Source organism: Streptomyces sp. NPDC002886 (genome assembly GCF_042888445.1).
GTDB lineage: Bacteria > Actinomycetota > Actinomycetes > Streptomycetales > Streptomycetaceae > Streptomyces.
The window spans coordinates 276,089-294,268 of record NZ_JBIAPV010000007.1; the positions used below are offsets into that span (position 1 = coordinate 276,089).

Consider the following 18,180-nt stretch of genomic DNA (forward strand, 5'->3'; position numbering starts at 1 on the left):
GGCCCTGGCCGCTCAGGCGAGGGGGTGGGCGGCCAGCAGGTCGCCCAGTGCCTCCTCGTGGGCCGCGGCCGGGCCGAGCTGAAGCTCCAGCTGCTTGGCCCAGGCGTGGTAGCGGTGCAGCGGGTAGTCGGTGTCGGCGCCGAAGCCGCCGTGCAGGTGCTGTGCGGTCTGCACGACGCGGCGTACGCCCTCGGAGGCCCAGATCTTGGCCACGGCCACGTCACCGGCGCTGGGCAGCGGTCCGCCCGCTCCGCCCGTGGCGGCGTCGAGCCGCCAGGCGGCCTGCCAGAGCGTGACCTCCATGGCGCGCAGGTCGATGTAGCGGTCGGCGGCCTGGACGGCCACGGCCTGGAAACTGGCCACCGGGAAGCCGAACTGCTCGCGCTTGCTCGTGTACTGACTGGTCATGGTGAGCACGTTCTCGCCGAGGCCCAGCGCGAGCGCGCAGGTCCCGGTGGCCAGGAGCTGGCGCAGGTGGTCCCAGGCGCCCGGCGCTTCGATCAGGTGCGAGGCCGGGACCCGTACGCCGTCGAGGGTGAGCTCGGCGAGCCGCTCCCCGCTGGTGGAGTACTGCTCCGCGAGGGACAGGCCCCCGGCGCCCCGGGGGACGAACGCGAGGACCGCCTCGCCCTCCCCGGTGTGGGCCGGTACGGCGATCCAGTCGGCGCTGTGCGCCCAGGCGACGGTCGTCTGCACGCCCTCCAAGAGCCAGTCGTCGGCGTCCTGTCGTTCCCGCCGTGCGGTGACGGCCAGTTCGGCCGGGTCGTGGCCGCTGCGGCCGTGCGCGGCGACGGTGAGGACGAGGCCGCCGTTCCCGGCGCCGGGCAGCAGGGCGCCGGCCAGCTCGGGGCTGCCGTGGGCCTGGACGGCCATGGCGGTGGCGCAGTGCTCCAGCAGCGGCACCCGGGCCAGCACCCTCGCCGCCTCGCGCAGGACGAGGCACAGGGCGATGGCGTCGAGGCCGGAGCCGCCGTGCTCCTCGGTGAGGACCAGGCTCAGCAGGTCGGAGTCCGCGAGCTTGGCCCACAGCTCGCGGTCGAACTCCTCGGCCACCGCCCTCGGGGTGAGCGCGGGGCTGGGTACGCCGTCGGGGGCCACGTCCGCGAACACGGCCTTGGCCGCCTCGACGGCGGCCTGCTGCTCCTCGGTGAAGGTGAAGTCCACTGCCTGTCCTCCCGCGTGCCCGGATCGTGCTCTGCCTGACGGTGCGTCAAGATAGAACACGTTCCTGAAATTGGACAGGGGGAGGCGTGGGGCGGCCCCTCAGCGGTCGAAGTCGATCTCCACGTCCTCCGACACCGGGTGCGACTGGCAGGCCAGCACGAACCCGGCCTCCGTCTCCTGATCCTCGAGCGCGAAGTTGCGCTCCATGCGCACCTCGCCGGTCACGAGGAAGGCCCGGCAGGTGCCGCACACGCCGCCCTTGCAGGCGTACGGGGCGTCCGCGCGAGCCCGCAGCACCGCGTCGAGCAGGGATTCGCCGTCGCGCACCGGCCAGGTGCCCGAGCGGCCGTCGAGCCGCGCCGTGACCCGGCCGCTGGTGACCTCGGCCGAAGCGGTGCGGGCGGGCGGGGCGGTGTCCTCGACGTGGAAGACCTCCTCGTGGACCCGGGTACGGACCACGCCGAGCGCGGCCAGCGCCTGCTCCGCTCCCGTCACCAGGCCGTACGGGCCGCACAGGAACCAGCCCGTCACCTCGGCGACCGGCAGCAGGGCGGGCAGCAGCTCCGTCAGCCGCTCCTCGCCGAGCCGTCCGGAGGGCAGCCCGGCCTCCTGCTCCTCCCGGGACAGCACGGTGACGAGCTGGAACCGGTCGGGATAGCGGTCCTTGAGGTCGGCGACCTCCTCCAGGAACATCGTCGAGGCCGCGCTGCGGTCGCTGCGCACCAGGCAGAACCGTGCGTCGGGGCGGGCGGCGAGGAGGGTCGCGGCGATCGACAGCACCGGGGTGATGCCGCTGCCGCCGACGATCGCGGCGTAGTGCGCGGCGGGCGGCGCCGCCGCGGGGTCCAGGATGAACCGGCCCGCCGGGACCATCACGTCGAGGACGTCCCCCGCGGCGATCTCCTTGTGGGCGAAGGAGGAGAACTCCCCGCCCTCCACCAGCCGCACCCCGACCCGCAGTGCGGCGGGACCGGGCCCGTCCGCGGCGGGGGCCTGGGAGCAGATCGAGTAGGTGCGCCGCACCTCGGAGCCCCCCGCCGCGCCCCGGCGCAGGGTGAGGTGCTGGCCCGGCGAGTGCCGGTACTCGGCGCGCAGCTCCGGCGGGACGGCCAGGGTCAGGGCCACGGAGTCCTCGGTGAGCCGGTCGACCGCCGTCACCGTCAAGGTGTGGAACGCGCCGTGGCGCGCGGGGCGCACCGGGTTCGCGGACACCGGTGTGGCTGACGGCGGTGACACGGCCATCTACAGCTCCTTGAAGTGGTCGAACGGTTCGCGGCAGGCGGTGCAGCGGCGCAGCGCCTTGCATGCGGTGGAGGAGAACCGGCTGAGCAGCTCGGTGTCGGTCGATCCGCAGTTCGGGCAGCGGACGGACAAGGTGAGCGGGACCGGTCCGCCGGCGGCGTGCGGCCGCGGCGGGGCGATGCCGAACTCCGCCAGTTTGCGGCGGCCTTCGGCGCTGATGTCGTCGGTGGACCAGGCGGGGGCCAGCACGGTCCGGACCCGGACCTGCGCTATGCCGTGGTCGATCAGGACCCGCTCGATGTCGGCGGACATGGCCTCGATGGCCGGGCAGCCGGTGTAGGTGGGGGTCAGGGTGACCTCCACGTGGCCGTCCTCGTGCATCCGCACCCCGCGCATCACGCCGAGCTCCGCGAGGGTGAGCACGGGCAGCTCCGGGTCGGGGACGGAGCCGGCCAGTGCGGCCAGCTCCACCTCCAGCCGGGTCTGCTCGGTGCTGGTCACCACGATGCCCCCGGGTGGCTGCGGTGCAGGTGCTGCATTTCCGCGAGCAGCCGGCCGAAGGACTCGGTGTGCAGTCCCTGCCGACCGGCTCCGGCGGCCCAGGCGCCGTGCCGCGCGCCCTGGGGCAGCTCCAGTCCGGCCCGCTCCAGTACGCCGCCCAGCGCGGCCAGCCAACGGCCTTCCAGGGCGGCCCAGTCGAGTTCGTCGAGCCCGTCCACCGGCCGGAACATCTCCCCGGTGTACTTCCACAGCCCGTCCAGGCCGGCGCGCATCCGGCGCCGGCTCTCCTCGGTGCCGTCGCCGAGCCGCAGCGTCCACTGCTCGGCGTGGTCGCGGTGGTAGGCGGTCTCCTTGACCGCCTTGGCGGCGAGCGGCGCGAACGGGCCGTCGCCGCGCGCCAGTTCCCCGTAGAGCTCGTGCTGGTAGAGCGAGAAGTAGAGCTGGCGCGCGATGGTGTGGGCGAAGTCGCCGTTCGGCTGCTCGACCAGCTGGAGGTTGCGGAAGGACCGCTCCTCGCGGAGGTAGGCCAGCTCGTCCTCGTCGCCGGCCGTCGACAGCAGGACGCGGGCCTGGCCGAGGAGGTCGAGGGCGATGTTGGCCAGGGCGACCTCCTCCTCCAGGACGGGCGCGTGGCCGGCCCACTCGGCGAGGCGGTGCGAAAGGATCAGCGCGTCGTCGCCGAGGGCCAGGGCCGCCGTCACGGCGGCCGTCCCCGATGCGGTGCTCGTCTCGGTGCTCGTGTCGGTGCTCGTCACAGGTGCTGCACCCCCTCGGGGATCTCGTAGAAGGTGGGGTGCCGGTACGGCTTGTCGGCGGACGGGGCGAAGAACGGGTCCCGCTCGTCCGGGGAGGAGGCGGTGATCTCCGTGGAGGGCACCACCCAGATGGAGATGCCCTCGCCGCGCCGGGTGTAGAGATCGCGGGCGTTGCGCAGGGCCATCTCCGCGTCGGGGGCGTGCAGGCTGCCCGCGTGCGTGTGCGAGAGGCCGCGCCGCGAGCGGACGAACACCTCCCACAGGGGCCAGTTCTGCGTCATACCCGAGCCTCGCTTCCGATGGTCACCGCGGCGGCCGTGGCCGCCGCCTGCTTCTCCGCATACGCCGCGGCCGCGTCGCGCACCCAGGCGCCTTCCTCGTGTGCCGTGCGGCGCTGTCCTATCCGCTCCTCGTTGCACGGGCCGTTGCCCTTGAGGACCTCCCAGAACTCCGTCCAGTCGATGGCTCCGAAGTCCTGGTGCCCGCGCTCCTCGTTCCACTTCAGGTCCGGGTCGGGCAGGGTCAGCCCCAGCGACTCGGCCTGCGGGACCGCGATGTCCACGAAGCGCTGGCGCAGCTCGTCATTGGTGTGGCGCTTGATCCGCCAGGCCATCGACTGCGCGGAGTGCCCCGACTCGGCGTCCGGCGGGCCGAACATCATCAGCGAGGGCCACCACCAGCGGTTCACGGCGTCCTGCGCCATGGCGTGCTGGGCCTCGGTGCCCCGGGAGAGGGCGAGGAGCAGCTCGTACCCCTGGCGCTGGTGGAAGGACTCCTCCTTGCAGATCCGGACCATGGCCCGCGCGTACGGACCGTAGGAGCAGCGGCAGATCGGGACCTGGTTGGTGATCGCCGCGCCGTCCACGAGCCAGCCGATCGCGCCTACGTCGGCCCAGGTCAGGGTGGGGTAGTTGAAGATCGAGGAGTACTTCTGCTTCCCGGCGTGGAGCTTGTCGAGGAGCTCGTCGCGGCTGGTGCCCAGGGTCTCGGCGGCGCTGTACAGGTACAGACCGTGGCCGGCCTCGTCCTGGACCTTCGCCATCAGGATCGCCTTGCGGCGCAGGGAGGGCGCGCGGGTGATCCAGTTCGCCTCGGGCTGCATGCCGATGATCTCGGAGTGGGCGTGCTGGGCCATCTGGCGGACCAGGGACGCGCGGTACTCGTCGGGCATCCAGTCGCGCGGTTCCACCCGCTCGTCGGCCGCCACGGCCGCGTCGAAGGCCGCCGCGAGCTGCGCGCCGAGGTCGGCGGTCACGCCGATCCCCGCGTCCCGCACGGCGTCCTGCTTCGCGTCCCGGCCCCCCGTCCCCGATGTCGCTGCCGGGGTCACTGCCACCATCACGGCCCCCTGTCAGAGGTCTTTTCCCGCCTCGTCCCGCCCGACCGACCGATCGTTCGGTTCATCCTCTTCAATGGTGGGACGAGGGCCCGTAGGGTGTCAACCTCTGTGGTCAACCCTGTGGACGCCGGATGATCGGGGCGGGATGGATTCGAACGCGCTGGAGCCCCTCGAAGGAGCGGCTCCACCCCCGCCCAGGGAGCCCGGAATCGCCGGCCTGTCCACCCCGTACCGGGTCGTCACGGCCCTCGCGCTCGGCGCGGTGGCGGTGGCCGCCTGCTTCCACCTGGCCCTCGTCTTCCTGCACGTGGCCCCGTCCAACACGGTCAGCAAGCGGCACGCGGCCCGGATCGACTGGTGGGTCTACCCCGAGTTCGAACAGAACTGGAAGCTCTTCGCCCCCAACCCGCTCCAGCAGAACATCGCCGTGGAGATGCGCGCGGAAGTGCGGACCGACGACGGCCGGCTGGTGACGGGCACCTGGCGCGGGCTGTCCGCCGAGGACGGCGCGGCCATCCGCCACAACCTGCTGCCGAGCCACACCCAGCAGAACGAGCTCCGCCGGGCCTGGGACTTCTTCACCTCCTCCCACGACGAGAACAACAAGTCCACCGGCGACCGCGGCGAACTCGCCGAGGAGTACCTGCGCCGGATCGCCGTGGACCGGCTGGACACCGGCCGGGTCGCGGAGGGCCGGATCGTACGGATCCAGGTGCGCGGGGCGACGACGGAGGTCGCCGCACCCCCATGGTCCGACGAGAAGGCCGACACCCAGACCTACTACCGGGAGCTGCCGTGGTGGACGGTGTGACGGGGCCCGGTGCGGCGGGACCTGGTGTGACGGGGCCTGGTGTGACGGGGGCCGGCGCGAAGGGGGCCGGCGCGAAGCGGCTCAAGGCCTCCGGGGCGCGGGCGCTGGCCCGGGTCAGCGGGCAGGCGCTGGGCCCGTACCAGAGCGCCGTGGTCCGCATCGGATTCACCGGGACCTGGCTGTTCTTCCTGCTGCGGGAGTTCCCCCACCGCCACGAGCTGTACGGGCCGGACGGGCCGTGGAGCTGGGAGCTGGCGCGGCGGCTGATCGACTCGAACCACGCCTTCACGGTCCTGATGTGGTCGGACTCGGCGCTCTGGTTCGAGATCGTCTACGTCGTGGCCGTGCTGTCGTCCGCCCTGCTGATGCTGGGCTGGCGCACCCGGGCGACCTCCGTGGTGTTCATGGTCGGCGTGCTGTCCCTGCAGAACCGCAGCGTCTTCATGGGCGACGGCGGGGACAACGTCATCCACCTGATGGCGATCTACCTCGTGCTGACCCGGTGCGCGCAGGTCTGGTCACTGGACGCCCGCCGCGCCCGCCGCCTCGGTACGGCCTCGGCCGGGCCGGCGGGGCCGGTGCTGTGGGGCGTGCTCGGCGCGGTGTTCGCGTACGGGGCCGTGGCCGGGGACCTCAGTACCGGCTGGGTGACGTTCCTCGCGGCCCTGTGGGTGCTCGCCGCGCTGTGGTGGACGGTCGACCGTTACGAGCCGGAGGGGGAGGGGCGGGCCGTCCTCGACGTCCTGGCCAACCTGCTGCACAACGCCGGGATGCTGGTGATCATGGTGGAGGTCTGCCTGATCTACGCGACGGCCGGCTGGTACAAGATCCAGGGCTCGCGGTGGCAGGACGGCACGGCGCTGTACTACCCGCTGAACCTGGACTACTTCACCCCGTGGCCCGGTGTCTCGGCCTTCCTCGCGAGCAGCGGCACGCTGGTGATGCTGCTGTCCTACGGGACGGTCGCGGTCCAGGTGGCCTTCCCGTTCACGCTGTTCAACCGGCGGATCAAGAATGTGCTGCTGGCGGTGATGATGCTGGAGCACGCGGGGATCGCGGTGCTGTTGGGGCTGCCGTTCTTCTCGCTGGCGATGATCGCGGCCGATGCGGTGTTCTTGCCGACCGGGTTCTTGGTGTGGCTGGGTGCGGTGGTCGCCGCGCGGCGGGTGCGTGGGGGGCGGCCCGCTCCGGACCCCGGACCGGATCCAGAGCCCTACGCGGACCCGGAGCCGGCGCTGCCCAGCCCCGTCCCGCGCTGAGCCGGGCCCTGCGGGGCTTGTCCCCTACCCGCCCTTCCACCGTTCCCCGGGGCTGCGCCCCGGATCCCTTGGGGCTCCGCCCCGGACCCCGCTCCTCGAACGCCGGAGGGGCTGGAACGGAACGTAGGGTCGGCGGTATGAGTGAGCAGCACGGGAACCCCGATGGCATCCAGGACACCGAGCGGCAGTGGCGGGAAGCCGTTGCGCGGGAGGATCTGGTGCTCCTCGACGGGTTTCACGCGCTGAAGCACGCGCTGCGGTTCGGGGCGGACGTGCGGATCGCCGTCGCCGACGATCCCGAAGCCGTACGGGGCCTCGCGCGCGAGCTGGCCGGGGACGTGGAGGCGGACGTCGCGCGGCTCGTGCGCGAGGCTCCGCTCAAGGGGCTGCTGCCGCGGGTGCACCCCACCGGGGTGGCGGCCCTCGCGGTCCGGCCCGGGCGGGCCGAAGGACGGGCCCGGCTCGACGCACGGCCCAGGACGGCCCCGATCGTGCTCCTCGACAACCCGCGCAACCTGGGCAACGTCGGAGCCGTCGTCCGGCTCGCCGCCGGCTTCGGTGCCACCGGAGTGGTGACCAGGGGAGACCTGGACCCCTGGCACCCCAACGTGGTCCGGGCCGGCGCCGGTCTGCACTACGCCACGACCGTGGACCGGGTGGAGCTCGACGGGCTGCCGCCCGGCCCGCTGTACGCGCTCGACCCGGAGGGCGAGGACATCCGCGCCCTCACCCTCCCGGACGAGGCCCTGCTCGCCTTCGGCTCCGAACGCCACGGCATCTCGCCCGAGCTGCGCGCCCGAGCCGATCACCTGGTGTCCCTGCCGATGCGGCCGCAGGTCTCCAGCTACAACCTGGCCACCAGTGTGGCCATGACCCTCTTCCACTGGGGAGGGCCCAAGGCGTAAGGCCCGGGGGCTCAGCCCTGGCGGCGCACCTCCACCACGCGGAAGCGGTTGGACACGAACGCCCCGTCGCACAGGGCGGCGTTCGCCGCCGGGTTGCCGCCGGAGCCGTGGAAGTCGGAGAAGGCCGCGGTCTGGTTCACATAGACCCCGCCCGTCAGGTTCAGCGAGAGCTGCGCCGATTCCTCCAGACAGACCTCTTCGATGGCCCGCTCGGTGTCCGCCGACGTGGTGTACGCCCCGACCGTCATGGCGCCCTTCTCGCGGACCGTGCGCCGCAGCAGGTCCAGCGCGCTCTGCGTGGAGTCGACCGCCACCGCGAAGGAGACCGGGCCGAAGCACTCCGAGAGGTAGGGGGCGGAGTCGTCCGGCTTGGCCGAGTCCAGCTTGACCATCACCGGCGTGCGCACGACCGCGCCCGGGAAGTCCGGGTGCGTCACCTCGCGCGAGGCCAGTGCGACCTCGCCGAGCCCTGCCGCGGCCTCCAGGCGGGCCTTCACGTCCGGGTTGACCAGGGCGCCGAGCAGAGCGTTGGCCCGCGCGTCGTCGCCGAGCAGACCGCCGACCGCGCCCGCGAGGTCAGAGACGACCTCGTCGTAGGACTTGTGCCCGGCGTCGGTCTCGATGCCGTCGCGCGGGATCAGCAGGTTCTGCGGGGTGGTGCACATCTGGCCGCTGTAGAGGGAGAGGGAGAAGGCCAGGTTGGACAGCATGCCCTTGTAGTTGTCGGTGGAGTCCAGGACGACGGTGTTGACGCCGGCCTTCTCCGTGTAGACCTGCGCCTGGCGGGCGTTGGTCTCCAGCCAGTCGCCGAACTCGGTGGACCCGGTGTAGTCGATGACCTTGATCTCGGGCCGGACGGCGAGCTCCTTGGCGATGCCCTCGCCCGGCCGCTCCACGGCCAGCGCGACCAGGTTCGGGTCGAAGCCGGCGTCGGCGAGGACCTCGCGGGCCACCTGGACGGTCAGCGCCAGCGGGAGCGCGGCGCGCGGGTGCGGCTTGACCAGCACCGGGTTGCCCGTGGCCAGGGAGGCGAAGATGCCCGGGTAGCCGTTCCAGGTGGGGAAGGTGTTGCAGCCGATCATCAGGGAGATGCCGCGCGGGACGGCGGTGAAGGTCTTGCCCAGTTCGAGGGGGTCCTTCTTGCCCTGCGGCTTCGACCAGTCGGCCTGACCGGGGACGCGGGTCTGCTCCTCGTAGGCGTAGGCCACCGCTTCCAGCCCGCGGTCCTGTGCGTGCGGGCCGCCCGCCTGGAACGCCATCATGAAGGCCTGGCCGCTGGTGTGCATGACGGCGTGCGCGAACTCGTGCGTCCGCGCCGAGATCCGGGCCAGGATCTCGATGCAGACCAGGGCGCGCACCTCGGGCCCGGCGTCCCGCCAGGCGCCCATGCCGGCCCGCATCGCGGGCAGCAGCACCTCCGGGTCCACGTGCGGGTACTCGACGCCGAGCTCCACGCCGTACGGGGAGGTCTCCGCGCCCGTCCAGCCGTCGGTGCCGGGCTGTCCGAGGTCGAGCCGGGTGCCGCGCAGCGCCTCGAAGGCGGCGAGGCCGTCGGCCGGCGCGGTCTCCCCGTACGCCTTGGGGTGCTCGGGGTGCGGGGACCAGTAGGCGCGGCTGCGGATGGTGGCCAGCGCCTGGTCCAGAGTGGGCCGGTGCTTGGCGGACAGCTGGGGGACGGTGAGCTCGGCGGCCATCAGGGACCAACTCCTCTTTGAGCCGGGCGGGATCAGGCGATCGGGGCAGGCAAGAAGGGATGAACAAGAGCAGACTGGAGTTAGAGTAACCGAACGATCGGTCGGGACAAGAGGGCCCGGCAGGCCTGTGGACAAGTCGGTGCGGGAGGATCTGGGCATGACAGCAATCGAGCGGTCCCGCACAGTGGCGGTCGTCGGCGCCGGCACCATGGGGCAGGGCATCGCCCAGGTCGCCCTTCTCGCAGGTCACCGCGTGCTGATCTACGACATCAACGCCGCTCTCGCCTCCGACGCGGTCGGGTTCGTCCAGGACCGGGTCGAGCGGATGGCAGCGAAGGGCCGGCTGGACCGCGCCGAGGCCGAGGACGCGATCGTCCGGATCGCGTCGGCGAGCGAGCTGGCGGAGCTGGCCGACACCGCCCTCGTCGTGGAGGCGGTCGTCGAGGACGTCACCGTCAAGCGGGCGCTGTTCGCGGCGCTCGAAGAGGTGGTTTCGCCGGACACCTTGCTGGCCACCAACACCTCCTCCCTCTCGGTCACCGAGCTCGCCGCCGGACTCGCGCACCCCGGCCGCTTCCTGGGCCTGCACTTCTTCAACCCGGCCCCGCTGCTGCCGCTGGTCGAGGTGGTCTCCGGGTTCGCCACGGACCCGGCCGCCGCGGGCCGCGCGTACGACACCGCCCTGGCGTGGGGAAAGACGCCGGTGCGCTGCGCCGACACCCCGGGCTTCATCGTCAACCGGATCGCCCGGCCCTTCTACGCCGAGGCCTTCGCGGTGTACGAGGAGCAGGGCGCCGACCCGGCCACCATCGACGCCGTGCTCCGCGAGAGCGGCGGCTTCAAGATGGGCCCCTTCGCGCTGACCGACCTGATCGGCCAGGACGTCAACGAAGCCGTCACCCGCTCGGTGTGGGAGTCCTTCTTCCGCAGCCCCAAGTTCACCCCGTCCCTCGCGCAGCGCCGGCTGGTCCAGTCGGGCCGCCTGGGCCGCAAGTCGGGCCACGGCTGGTACCCGTACGGCCCGGACGCGCAGGTCCCGGCCCCGCACACCGCGGAACCCGTCAACGGGCACGACGCGCCCGCGAAGGTGACCGTCGTCGGTGACCTCGGACCGGCGGCCGGCCTGCTCGACCTCCTGGAGGAGGCCGGGATCGCGGTCACGCCCGTCGAGCACGGGGGCCCGTACATCCAGCTGCCCGGCGAGGGGCAGCTGGTGCTCGCGGACGGCAAGACGGCGATCGAGTTCGCCGACGTCGTCTACTTCGACCTCGCCTTCGACTACCGCGACGCCACCCGGATCGCGCTCTCCGTCAGCGAGGACACGAGCGAGCGGACGCTCGCCGAGGCCGTCGGGCTGTTCCAGAAGCTCGGCAAGAAGGTCTCCGTCATCGGCGACGTGCCGGGCATGATCGTCGCCCGGACGGTCGCGATGCTGATCGACCTGACCGCCGACGCCGTGGCGCGCGGGGTCGCGGGCGCCGAGGACATCGACACGGCGATGCGGCTCGGGGTCAACTACCCGGTGGGCCCGGCCGAATGGCACGACCGGCTCGGCCGCGACTGGGCGTACGACCTGCTGCACCACCTCGACGAGCGGTGTCCCGGCGGCCGGTACGCGCCCTCGCTGGCGCTGTACAAGCTCGGCTACGCGGCGGGTGACGACGAGGGCGACGACGAGGTCGACTCCGTCCACGACGAGGTCGACGACGAGGCGGGGGAGTCGGAATGACCACGGCCAAGCGGGACACGTACACGCCCGAGACGCTCCTGTCCGTCGCCGTCCAGGTCTTCAACGAGCGCGGCTACGACGGCACCTCCATGGAGCACCTCTCCAAGGCGGCCGGCATCTCCAAGTCCTCGATCTACCACCACGTCGCCGGCAAGGAGGAACTGCTCCACCGCGCCGTCAGCCGGGCCCTGGACGAACTCTTCGCGGTCCTGGCGGAGCCGGGGGCGATACGGGGCCGCGCGGTCGAACGCGTCGAGTACGTCACGCGCCGCACGGTCGAGGTCCTCGTCGCGGAGCTGCCCTACGTGACCCTGCTGCTGCGGGTCCGGGGCAACACCCGTACCGAGCGCTGGGCCCTGGAGCGCCGCCGCGAGTTCGACCACCAGGTCGCGGAGCTGCTGAAGGCCGCCGCCGCCGAGGGCGACCTGCGGGCGGACGTGGACATCCGGCTCGCCACCCGGCTGCTCTTCGGCATGGTCAACTCCCTGGTCGAGTGGTACCGCCCGCACCCCGGCACCACCCCCGACCAGCTCGCGGACGCGGTGGTCAGCATGGCCCTGGACGGCCTGCGCACGCAGCGCTGAGCGGTCGCCGGGCCCGCCCGCCGCTCAGCGCGGCCGGGCGCGGTACAGGTCGCGCAGCAGGGCGATCTCGGCCCCGTGGTGCAGCAGTTCCTGGTTGACCCACCACACGACGTCGACGAACACGTCCTCCGGGTCGCTGCCGTGCGGGTAGCTGGAATACCCCACGGTGTCCAGCGCGGCGTCGTCCACGCCCCCGAGCGCCGTGCGCCAGGCCGCCGCGGCCGTGTCGAAGGCGGCGACCGCCTCCGCGGCGCCGCCCGGGACCGGGTGGAGCTCCCGGGTCAGGGAGCGGCTGCCGGCCACGTGGTCGGCGCGCAGGGCGATCATCTCGCCCAGGTGGCTGAGCCGCCACGCGATCGTGGTGAACGGCGGCGGCGAGGGGTGCGGGTAGGCGGCGGCGTCGCGCCCCCACGGGCCCGCTCCGGCCAGCAGTGTTGCGCGCGGCCCCGGACCGGCCGCGCGGGCGCGGACGGACCAGCAGTCCGCCACCGGCTCCCAGAGGTACTCCTCGTCGGTCAGCGGGCCGCCGACCGGGGTGTCCGATCCGTCGCCGCTGTCCATGACGGGCCCCGTCATCCGGGCGGTGAGGCGCTCGCGGGCGAAGTCGAACTGTTCGAGGAGGGGGGCCAGGCGGGGCGGGATCACGGGGACTCCTCGGTGATCGTGGGGCCGGCGGTCTGGTCGCGGGCCAGCAGATCCGTTTCCTCGAACACCAGCAGGGTGCGCGTGGAGAGGACCTCCGGGATGGACTGGAGGCGGGTGAGGACCAGCTCGCGCAGAGTGCGGTTGTCCGGGGTGTGGACCAGGAGCAGGACGTCGAAATCGCCGCTGACCAGGGCGATGTGGGCGGCGCCGGGGAGTTCGCGGAGCTGTTCGCGGACCGTGCGCCAGGAGTTCTGGACGATCTTGAGGGTGATGTAGGCGGAGGCGCCCTGGCCTGCGCGTTCGTGGTTGACGCGGGCGGTGAAGCCGCGGATCACCCCGTCGTCGATGAGCCGGTTGATCCGGGCGTAGGCATTGGCCCGGGACACGTGGACCTGCTCGGCGACCGAGCGTATCGAGGCGCGGCCGTCCGCCTGGAGCAGGCGCACGATCGACCGGTCGATCGGGTCGAGGGGGCGCGGCGGCGTCGCGGGCGGCCCGGGGGGTACCGGCGGTACGGGCGCGCCCCCGAGTGCGCCCCCCGCCCCGGAACCCGCTCCGGCCATTTGTTCATCCGTCATCGCCCGATGCCTGCCTCTCCTGGACGTCCTGCACCCATACCAGGGCGTCGACGCCACTTTGTCCACAGCCTGACGCCGCCTGTAGCCAAATTGCCGGGACAACCGAACAATCGGTAGGTGAGGGGCCTCACATCCGAGGCCTTCCTGCCCGCTTCCCACGAGGAGGTGTACGCCGCCATGACGGTCCAAGAGCTGCCCGGTGCCGGTGCGTCCCACCGCTCCACCCCGCCGCCCGCCTGGAGGCCCCGTACGGATGCCGCCCCGCTGCTCCCGGACCCCGAGCCGTACCGGGTGCTGGGCACCCCGGCCGCCGACCGGCTCGACCCCGAGCTGATGCGCCGGTGCTACGCCGAGCTGGTGCGCGGCCGCCGCTACAACGCCCAGGCCACCGCCCTCACCCGGCAGGGCCGTCTGGCCGTATATCCCTCCACCGTCGGCCAGGAGGCGTGCGAGATCGCCGCCGCCATGGTCCTGGAGGAGCAGGACTGGCTCTTCCCGAGCTACCGCGACACCCTCGCGGCCGTGGCGCGCGGACTGGATCCCGTACAGGCGCTGACGCTGCTGCGCGGCGACTGGCACACCGGGTACGACCCGCGCGAGCACCGGATAGCCCCCCTTTCGACGCCGCTGGCCACCCAGCTGCCGCACGCGGTCGGCCTGGCGCACGCCGCCCGGCTGCGCGGGGACGACGTGGTCGCCCTCGCCATGGTCGGCGACGGCGGCACCAGCGAGGGCGATTTCCACGAGGCCATGAACTTCGCCGCCGTCTGGCAGGCGCCGGTCGTCTTCCTCGTGCAGAACAACGGCTTCGCGATCTCCGTCCCGCTCGCCAAGCAGACCGCCGCCCCGACCCTGGCCCACAAGGCCGTGGGGTACGGGATGCCCGGCCGCCTCGTCGACGGCAACGACATCGCCGCCATGCACGAGGTGCTGTCCGAGGCGGTCCGGCGGGCCCGGTCCGGCGGCGGACCGACCATGATCGAGGCCGTCACGTACCGCATAGAGGCCCACACCAACGCCGACGACGCCACCCGCTACCGGGGCGACGCCGAGGTCGAGGCCTGGAAGGCGCACGACCCGATCGAGCTGCTGGAGCGCGAGCTGACCGCGCGCGGCGTGCTGGACGAGTCGGGCATCAAGGCCGCCAAGGACGCCGCCGAGGCGATGGCGGCGGCGCTGAGGGACGGGATGAACGCGGAGCCGGTGCTCGACCCGATGGACCTCTTCGCACACGTCTACGCGCAGCAGACCCGCCGACTGCGCGAACAGGCGGCCATGCTCCGTGCCGAGCTGGACGCGGCCGAGCAGGAAGAGGGGGACGGATCATGACCACGGTGGCGGTGAAGCCGGCGGCCACGAAGCCGGCGACCATGGCCCAGGCCCTGAACCGCGCGATGCGCGACGCGATGGCCGAGGACCCGACCGTCCACGTCATGGGCGAGGACGTCGGGGCGCTCGGCGGGGTCTTCCGCATCACGGACGGCCTCGCCAAGGAATTCGGCGAGGACCGCTGTACGGACACCCCGCTCGCCGAGGCCGGCATACTCGGCGCGGCCGTCGGCATGGCCATGTACGGGCTGCGGCCGGTCGTGGAGATGCAGTTCGACGCCTTCGCGTACCCGGCCTTCGAGCAGCTGATCTCGCACGTGGCCAAGATGCGCAACCGCACGCGCGGCGCGATGCCGCTGCCGATCACCATCCGGGTGCCGTACGGCGGCGGGATCGGCGGGGTGGAGCACCACTGCGACTCCTCCGAGGCCTACTACGTGGCCACTCCCGGCCTCACCGTCGTCACCCCGGCGACGGTCGAAGACGCGTACGGACTGCTGCGCGCCTCGATAGCCAGCGACGATCCGGTGATCTTCCTGGAGCCGAAGCGGCTGTACTGGTCCAAGGCCGACTGGTCGCCCGAGACGCCCACGGTGGTCCCCGGGATCGGCGAGGCACTCGTCCGGCGGACCGGCACGAGCGCGACGCTGATCACCTACGGGCCCTCGCTGCCGGTGTGCCTGGAGGCGGCCGAGGCGGCCCGCGAGGAGGGCTGGGACCTGGAGGTCGTGGACCTGCGCTCGCTGGTCCCCTTCGACGAGGAGACCGTCGTGGCCTCCGTACGCCGGACCGGGCGCGCGGTGGTGGTCCACGAGTCCGGCGGCTTCGGCGGACCGGGCGCGGAGATCGCCGCCCGGGTCACCGAGCGGTGCTTCCACCATCTGGAGGCGCCCGTGCTGCGCGTCACCGGCTTCGACATCCCGTATCCGCCGCCGATGCTGGAGAAGCACCACCTGCCCGGCGTGGACCGGATCCTGGACACCGTGGCCCGTCTGCAGTGGGAGAACTGATGCCGCAGGTCATGGAGTTCAAGCTGCCGGACCTGGGCGAGGGACTGACCGAGGCGGAGATCGTCCGCTGGCTGGTGGCGGTCGGCGACGTCGTCGCCATCGACCAGCCCGTCGTCGAGGTCGAGACGGCCAAGGCGATGGTGGAGGTCCCCTGTCCGTACGGGGGCGTGGTCACCGCCCGCTTCGGCGAGGAGGGGACGGAACTGCCCGTCGGCGCGCCGCTGATCACGGTGGCGGTGGGTGCGGCGTGCCTGCCGGCCGAGGCGGATGCCGGTGCCGTCGCCACCGAAGGGGCCCCGGACTCCGCCAACGCGCCCCGGCCCTTGATCGGGTACGGCTCCGACCCTTCACGTCCGGCGCGTCGGAGGCGGGTGCGACCCGGCTCCGCCGCGCCGGGGGCCGCTCCCGCGGGTCCGGCTCCGGCCGTGGTCGCGGTCGCGGCGGTGACGGCACCCGCCGTCACGGCACCTCCCGTCACGGCACCGGCGGCCGCCGCACCGGCCGTCGTCGTCGCCGGGCCGGTACCGGTCATCTCGCCGCTGGTGCGCAAGCTCGCCCGGGACCACGGGGTGGACCTGCGGGCCCTGCGCGGATCGGGGCCCGAGGGGCTGATCCTGCGCGCTGATGTCGACGCGGCGCTGCGCGCGCCGGCGCGGGAGGCTTCGGCGATGGCCCCCGTCGTGGCCCCGGTGGTGGCCTCCGTCGGCTCCGCCGCGCCGGAGGGCGCCACGCGGATCCCCCTCAAGGGGGTGCGCGGGGCGGTCGCGGACAAGCTGTCGCGCAGCCGGCGCGAGATTCCGGACGCCACCTGCTGGGTGGACGCGGACGCCACCGAACTGATGGCGACCCGGGCGGCGATGAACGCCGCGGGCGGCCCCAAGATCTCGGTCCTCGCGCTGCTCGCCCGGATCTGCACGGCGGCGCTGGCCCGCCACCCGGAGCTCAACTCCACGGTGGACCTCGCGGCAAACGAGATCGTCCGGCTCCCGTCCGTGCACCTGGGCTTCGCCGCGCAGACGGAGCGGGGGCTGATGGTGCCGGTGGTCCGGGACGCGCAGGCGCGCAGCGCGGAGTCGCTGTCGGCGGAGTTCGCCCGGCTCACCGAGCTGGCCCGGGCGGGGAAGCTGGCCCCGGCGGACCTCACCGGTGGCACCTTCACCCTGAACAACTACGGGGTGTTCGGGGTCGACGGCTCCACGCCGATCATCAACCACCCGGAGGCGGCGATGCTCGGTGTCGGGCGGATCATCCCGAAGCCCTGGGTGTACCAGGGCGAGTTGGCGGTGCGTCAGGTCGTGCAGCTGTCGCTGACCTTCGACCACCGTGTCTGCGACGGTGGCACGGCGGGCGGCTTCCTGCGGTACGTCGCCGACTGCGTCGAGTCGCCTTCGGTGCTGCTGCGCAGCCTGTAGCTCCGCGGTGTGGCGGGGCGGGGCGGGTACGGGTGCTCGGCCCTGCGGGGCAGTCCCCTACCCGCCCTTCCCCCGTTCCCCGGGGCTGCGCCCCGGACCCGTTCCCGCGTGCCGCGCCGTTCCCGGGGGCCGGCCCCCGGACCCCCGCTCCTCAAACGCCGGAGGGGCTGAAGTGCCGGTGGGGTCCGGGGCACAGCCCCGGGGAACCGCGGTCAGGTGGTCAGGAGGAGCTTGCCCACGTGGGTGCTTGCTTCCAGGACGCGGTGGGCTTCGGGGGCCTCGCTCATGGGGTACGTCGCGTGCACCACCGGATGGATGCGGCCCGACGCGACCAGGGGCCAGACGTGTTCCCGTACGGCCGCGACGATCGCGGCCTTCTCCTCCAGGGGGCGTGCCCGGAGCGTGGTGGCGGTGATGGCCGCGCGCTTCGCGAGGAGGGCGGCCAGGTTGAGTTCCGCCTTGACTCCGCCCTGGAGCCCGATGATCGCGAGGCGGCCGTTCACGGCCAGCGCGTCCACGTTCCGGCTCAGGTACTTCGCGCCCATGATGTCCAGGATCACGTCCGCCCCGGCGCCGTCCGTGGCCGCCCGGACCTCTTCGACGAAGTCCTGCTCGCGGTAGTCGATCAGGATGTCGGCGCCCAGTTCGGCGCAGCGCGCCAGCTTCTCCTTGCCGCCCGCCGTGACGGCGACCCGCGCGCCCACGGCCTTCGCGAGCTGGATCGCCATCGTCCCGATGCCGCTCGATCCGCCGTGCACCAGCAGGGTCTCGCCCGGGCGCAGACCGGCCACCATGAACACGTTCGACCAGACCGTGGAGACGACTTCGGGGAGGGCCGCCGCCGTCACCAGGTCCACGCCCGCCGGGACGGGCAGCAGCTGGCCCGCCGGGACGGCCACCCGCTGCGCGTATCCGCCGCCGGAGAGCAGCGCGCACACCTCGTCGCCGACCGACCAGCCGGAGACCCCGGCCCCGATCGCGGAGATCCGCCCGGAGCACTCGAGGCCGGGATGGGGCGAGGCGCCGGGCGGAGGGTTGTAGAACCCCTGCCGCTGCAGGACGTCGGCGCGGTTCACGGCGCTCGCCGCCACCTCGACGATGACCTCACCGTCACCGGCCACCGGGTCGGGTGCTTCGGCCCACACCAGGGACTCGGGGCCGCCGGGCTGTTCGATGGTGATCGCATGCATGGCCGGAGGTTACCGCCCCCGGCCCGCTCGGTC

The 18,180-nt window shown here is 73.0% G+C and carries 18 protein-coding genes; 8 read left to right on the forward strand and 10 right to left on the reverse strand.

Annotation, left to right across the window (positions count from 1 at the left end):
• Nucleotides 1-12: 12 nt before the first annotated feature.
• The 6 genes from ACFYYB_RS29405 to paaA form a co-directional block, all read right to left on the reverse strand.
• A complete protein-coding gene (locus tag ACFYYB_RS29405) occupies nt 13-1,164 on the reverse strand; it encodes an acyl-CoA dehydrogenase family protein (protein WP_389438789.1) in 1,152 nt (383 codons plus the stop codon).
• A gap of 99 nt (nt 1,165-1,263) precedes the next feature.
• Complete coding sequence (locus tag ACFYYB_RS29410) at nt 1,264-2,406, reverse strand: 2Fe-2S iron-sulfur cluster-binding protein (protein ID WP_389438791.1); 1,143 nt, start codon at nt 2,404-2,406, stop codon at nt 1,264-1,266.
• Nucleotides 2,407-2,910 carry a 1,2-phenylacetyl-CoA epoxidase subunit PaaD gene (gene paaD, locus ACFYYB_RS29415; RefSeq protein ID WP_389438793.1) on the reverse strand — a complete coding sequence of 168 codons (504 nt, stop codon included), beginning with the start codon at nt 2,908-2,910 and terminating at the stop codon, nt 2,407-2,409.
• The gene (paaC, locus tag ACFYYB_RS29420; protein ID WP_389438795.1) at nt 2,904-3,662 is read right to left on the reverse strand and encodes a 1,2-phenylacetyl-CoA epoxidase subunit PaaC; all 759 of its coding nucleotides are present in this window, start codon (nt 3,660-3,662) and stop codon (nt 2,904-2,906) included. Before paaC ends, paaD begins: the two co-directional genes overlap by 7 nt.
• A complete protein-coding gene (gene paaB / locus ACFYYB_RS29425; protein ID WP_243331024.1) occupies nt 3,659-3,943 on the reverse strand; it encodes a 1,2-phenylacetyl-CoA epoxidase subunit PaaB in 285 nt (94 codons plus the stop codon). The genes paaC and paaB overlap by 4 nt, the downstream gene beginning before the upstream one ends.
• Nucleotides 3,940-5,001, reverse strand: coding sequence for a 1,2-phenylacetyl-CoA epoxidase subunit PaaA (paaA, locus tag ACFYYB_RS29430; RefSeq protein ID WP_389438798.1), 1,062 nt, complete (start codon nt 4,999-5,001; stop codon nt 3,940-3,942). The genes paaB and paaA overlap by 4 nt, the downstream gene beginning before the upstream one ends.
• Before the next feature lie 145 nt (nt 5,002-5,146).
• Here paaA and ACFYYB_RS29435 point away from each other — a divergent pair, with 145 nt between their 5' ends.
• The 3 genes from ACFYYB_RS29435 (at nt 5,147) to ACFYYB_RS29445 (ending at nt 7,976) form a co-directional block, all read left to right on the forward strand.
• The gene (locus tag ACFYYB_RS29435) at nt 5,147-5,812 is read left to right on the forward strand and encodes a DUF5819 family protein (protein ID WP_389438800.1); all 666 of its coding nucleotides are present in this window, start codon (nt 5,147-5,149) and stop codon (nt 5,810-5,812) included.
• Entirely contained in the window at nt 5,749-7,071 is a 1,323-nt protein-coding gene (locus tag ACFYYB_RS29440; protein WP_389438802.1) for an HTTM domain-containing protein, read from the forward strand. Before ACFYYB_RS29435 ends, ACFYYB_RS29440 begins: the two co-directional genes overlap by 64 nt.
• 137 nt (nt 7,072-7,208) lie before the next feature.
• Nucleotides 7,209-7,976, forward strand: a complete 768-nt coding sequence (locus ACFYYB_RS29445; protein ID WP_389438804.1) for a TrmH family RNA methyltransferase — start codon at nt 7,209-7,211, stop codon at nt 7,974-7,976.
• An 11-nt stretch (nt 7,977-7,987) separates the two neighbouring features.
• On the opposite strand, the gene paaN is transcribed toward ACFYYB_RS29445, so the two are convergent.
• Nucleotides 7,988-9,670 carry a phenylacetic acid degradation protein PaaN gene (paaN, locus tag ACFYYB_RS29450; RefSeq protein ID WP_389438806.1) on the reverse strand — a complete coding sequence of 561 codons (1,683 nt, stop codon included), beginning with the start codon at nt 9,668-9,670 and terminating at the stop codon, nt 7,988-7,990.
• 157 nt (nt 9,671-9,827) lie between these two features.
• Here paaN and ACFYYB_RS29455 point away from each other — a divergent pair, with 157 nt between their 5' ends.
• On the forward strand, nt 9,828-11,399 hold the full coding sequence (locus tag ACFYYB_RS29455; protein ID WP_389438808.1) for a 3-hydroxyacyl-CoA dehydrogenase: 1,572 nt from the start codon (nt 9,828-9,830) through the stop codon (nt 11,397-11,399).
• Complete coding sequence (locus tag ACFYYB_RS29460) at nt 11,396-11,983, forward strand: TetR/AcrR family transcriptional regulator (protein WP_274548577.1); 588 nt, start codon at nt 11,396-11,398, stop codon at nt 11,981-11,983. Before ACFYYB_RS29455 ends, ACFYYB_RS29460 begins: the two co-directional genes overlap by 4 nt.
• 24 nt (nt 11,984-12,007) lie before the next feature.
• On the opposite strand, the gene ACFYYB_RS29465 is transcribed toward ACFYYB_RS29460, so the two are convergent.
• On the reverse strand, nt 12,008-12,628 hold the full coding sequence (locus tag ACFYYB_RS29465) for a DinB family protein (protein WP_389438810.1): 621 nt from the start codon (nt 12,626-12,628) through the stop codon (nt 12,008-12,010).
• Nucleotides 12,625-13,206, reverse strand: a complete 582-nt coding sequence (locus ACFYYB_RS29470) for an Lrp/AsnC family transcriptional regulator (RefSeq protein WP_389438812.1) — start codon at nt 13,204-13,206, stop codon at nt 12,625-12,627. Before ACFYYB_RS29470 ends, ACFYYB_RS29465 begins: the two co-directional genes overlap by 4 nt.
• A 177-nt stretch (nt 13,207-13,383) precedes the next feature.
• On the opposite strand from ACFYYB_RS29470, the gene pdhA reads away from it, so the two are divergent.
• Genes pdhA through ACFYYB_RS29485 form a run of 3 tightly spaced genes read left to right on the forward strand, consistent with a single transcriptional unit; the run spans nt 13,384 to nt 16,957 of the window.
• Nucleotides 13,384-14,535 carry a pyruvate dehydrogenase (acetyl-transferring) E1 component subunit alpha gene (pdhA, locus tag ACFYYB_RS29475; protein WP_389439031.1) on the forward strand — a complete coding sequence of 384 codons (1,152 nt, stop codon included), beginning with the start codon at nt 13,384-13,386 and terminating at the stop codon, nt 14,533-14,535.
• On the forward strand, nt 14,532-15,545 hold the full coding sequence (locus ACFYYB_RS29480) for an alpha-ketoacid dehydrogenase subunit beta (protein ID WP_389438814.1): 1,014 nt from the start codon (nt 14,532-14,534) through the stop codon (nt 15,543-15,545). Before pdhA ends, ACFYYB_RS29480 begins: the two co-directional genes overlap by 4 nt.
• The gene (locus tag ACFYYB_RS29485; RefSeq protein ID WP_389438816.1) at nt 15,545-16,957 is read left to right on the forward strand and encodes a dihydrolipoamide acetyltransferase family protein; all 1,413 of its coding nucleotides are present in this window, start codon (nt 15,545-15,547) and stop codon (nt 16,955-16,957) included. The genes ACFYYB_RS29480 and ACFYYB_RS29485 overlap by 1 nt, the downstream gene beginning before the upstream one ends.
• A 212-nt stretch (nt 16,958-17,169) precedes the next feature.
• On the opposite strand, the gene ACFYYB_RS29490 is transcribed toward ACFYYB_RS29485, so the two are convergent.
• A complete protein-coding gene (locus ACFYYB_RS29490) occupies nt 17,170-18,147 on the reverse strand; it encodes an NAD(P)H-quinone oxidoreductase (RefSeq protein ID WP_389438818.1) in 978 nt (325 codons plus the stop codon).
• Nucleotides 18,148-18,180 lie beyond the last annotated feature (33 nt).

Coding starts and splice junctions, on each gene's coding strand:
- ACFYYB_RS29410 (WP_389438791.1), bottom strand. CDS start 2,406: ATGGCCGTGTCACCGCCGTCAGCCACACCGGTGTCCGCGAACCCGGTG.
- paaB (WP_243331024.1), bottom strand. CDS start 3,943: ATGACGCAGAACTGGCCCCTGTGGGAGGTGTTCGTCCGCTCGCGGCGC.
- paaA (WP_389438798.1), bottom strand. CDS start 5,001: ATGGTGGCAGTGACCCCGGCAGCGACATCGGGGACGGGGGGCCGGGAC.
- ACFYYB_RS29435 (WP_389438800.1), top strand. CDS start 5,147: ATGGATTCGAACGCGCTGGAGCCCCTCGAAGGAGCGGCTCCACCCCCG.
- ACFYYB_RS29440 (WP_389438802.1), top strand. CDS start 5,749: ATGGTCCGACGAGAAGGCCGACACCCAGACCTACTACCGGGAGCTGCC.
- ACFYYB_RS29445 (WP_389438804.1), top strand. CDS start 7,209: ATGAGTGAGCAGCACGGGAACCCCGATGGCATCCAGGACACCGAGCGG.
- paaN (WP_389438806.1), bottom strand. CDS start 9,670: ATGGCCGCCGAGCTCACCGTCCCCCAGCTGTCCGCCAAGCACCGGCCC.
- ACFYYB_RS29455 (WP_389438808.1), top strand. CDS start 9,828: ATGACAGCAATCGAGCGGTCCCGCACAGTGGCGGTCGTCGGCGCCGGC.
- ACFYYB_RS29460 (WP_274548577.1), top strand. CDS start 11,396: ATGACCACGGCCAAGCGGGACACGTACACGCCCGAGACGCTCCTGTCC.
- ACFYYB_RS29470 (WP_389438812.1), bottom strand. CDS start 13,206: ATGACGGATGAACAAATGGCCGGAGCGGGTTCCGGGGCGGGGGGCGCA.
- pdhA (WP_389439031.1), top strand. CDS start 13,384: ATGACGGTCCAAGAGCTGCCCGGTGCCGGTGCGTCCCACCGCTCCACC.
- ACFYYB_RS29480 (WP_389438814.1), top strand. CDS start 14,532: ATGACCACGGTGGCGGTGAAGCCGGCGGCCACGAAGCCGGCGACCATG.
- ACFYYB_RS29485 (WP_389438816.1), top strand. CDS start 15,545: ATGCCGCAGGTCATGGAGTTCAAGCTGCCGGACCTGGGCGAGGGACTG.
- ACFYYB_RS29490 (WP_389438818.1), bottom strand. CDS start 18,147: ATGCATGCGATCACCATCGAACAGCCCGGCGGCCCCGAGTCCCTGGTG.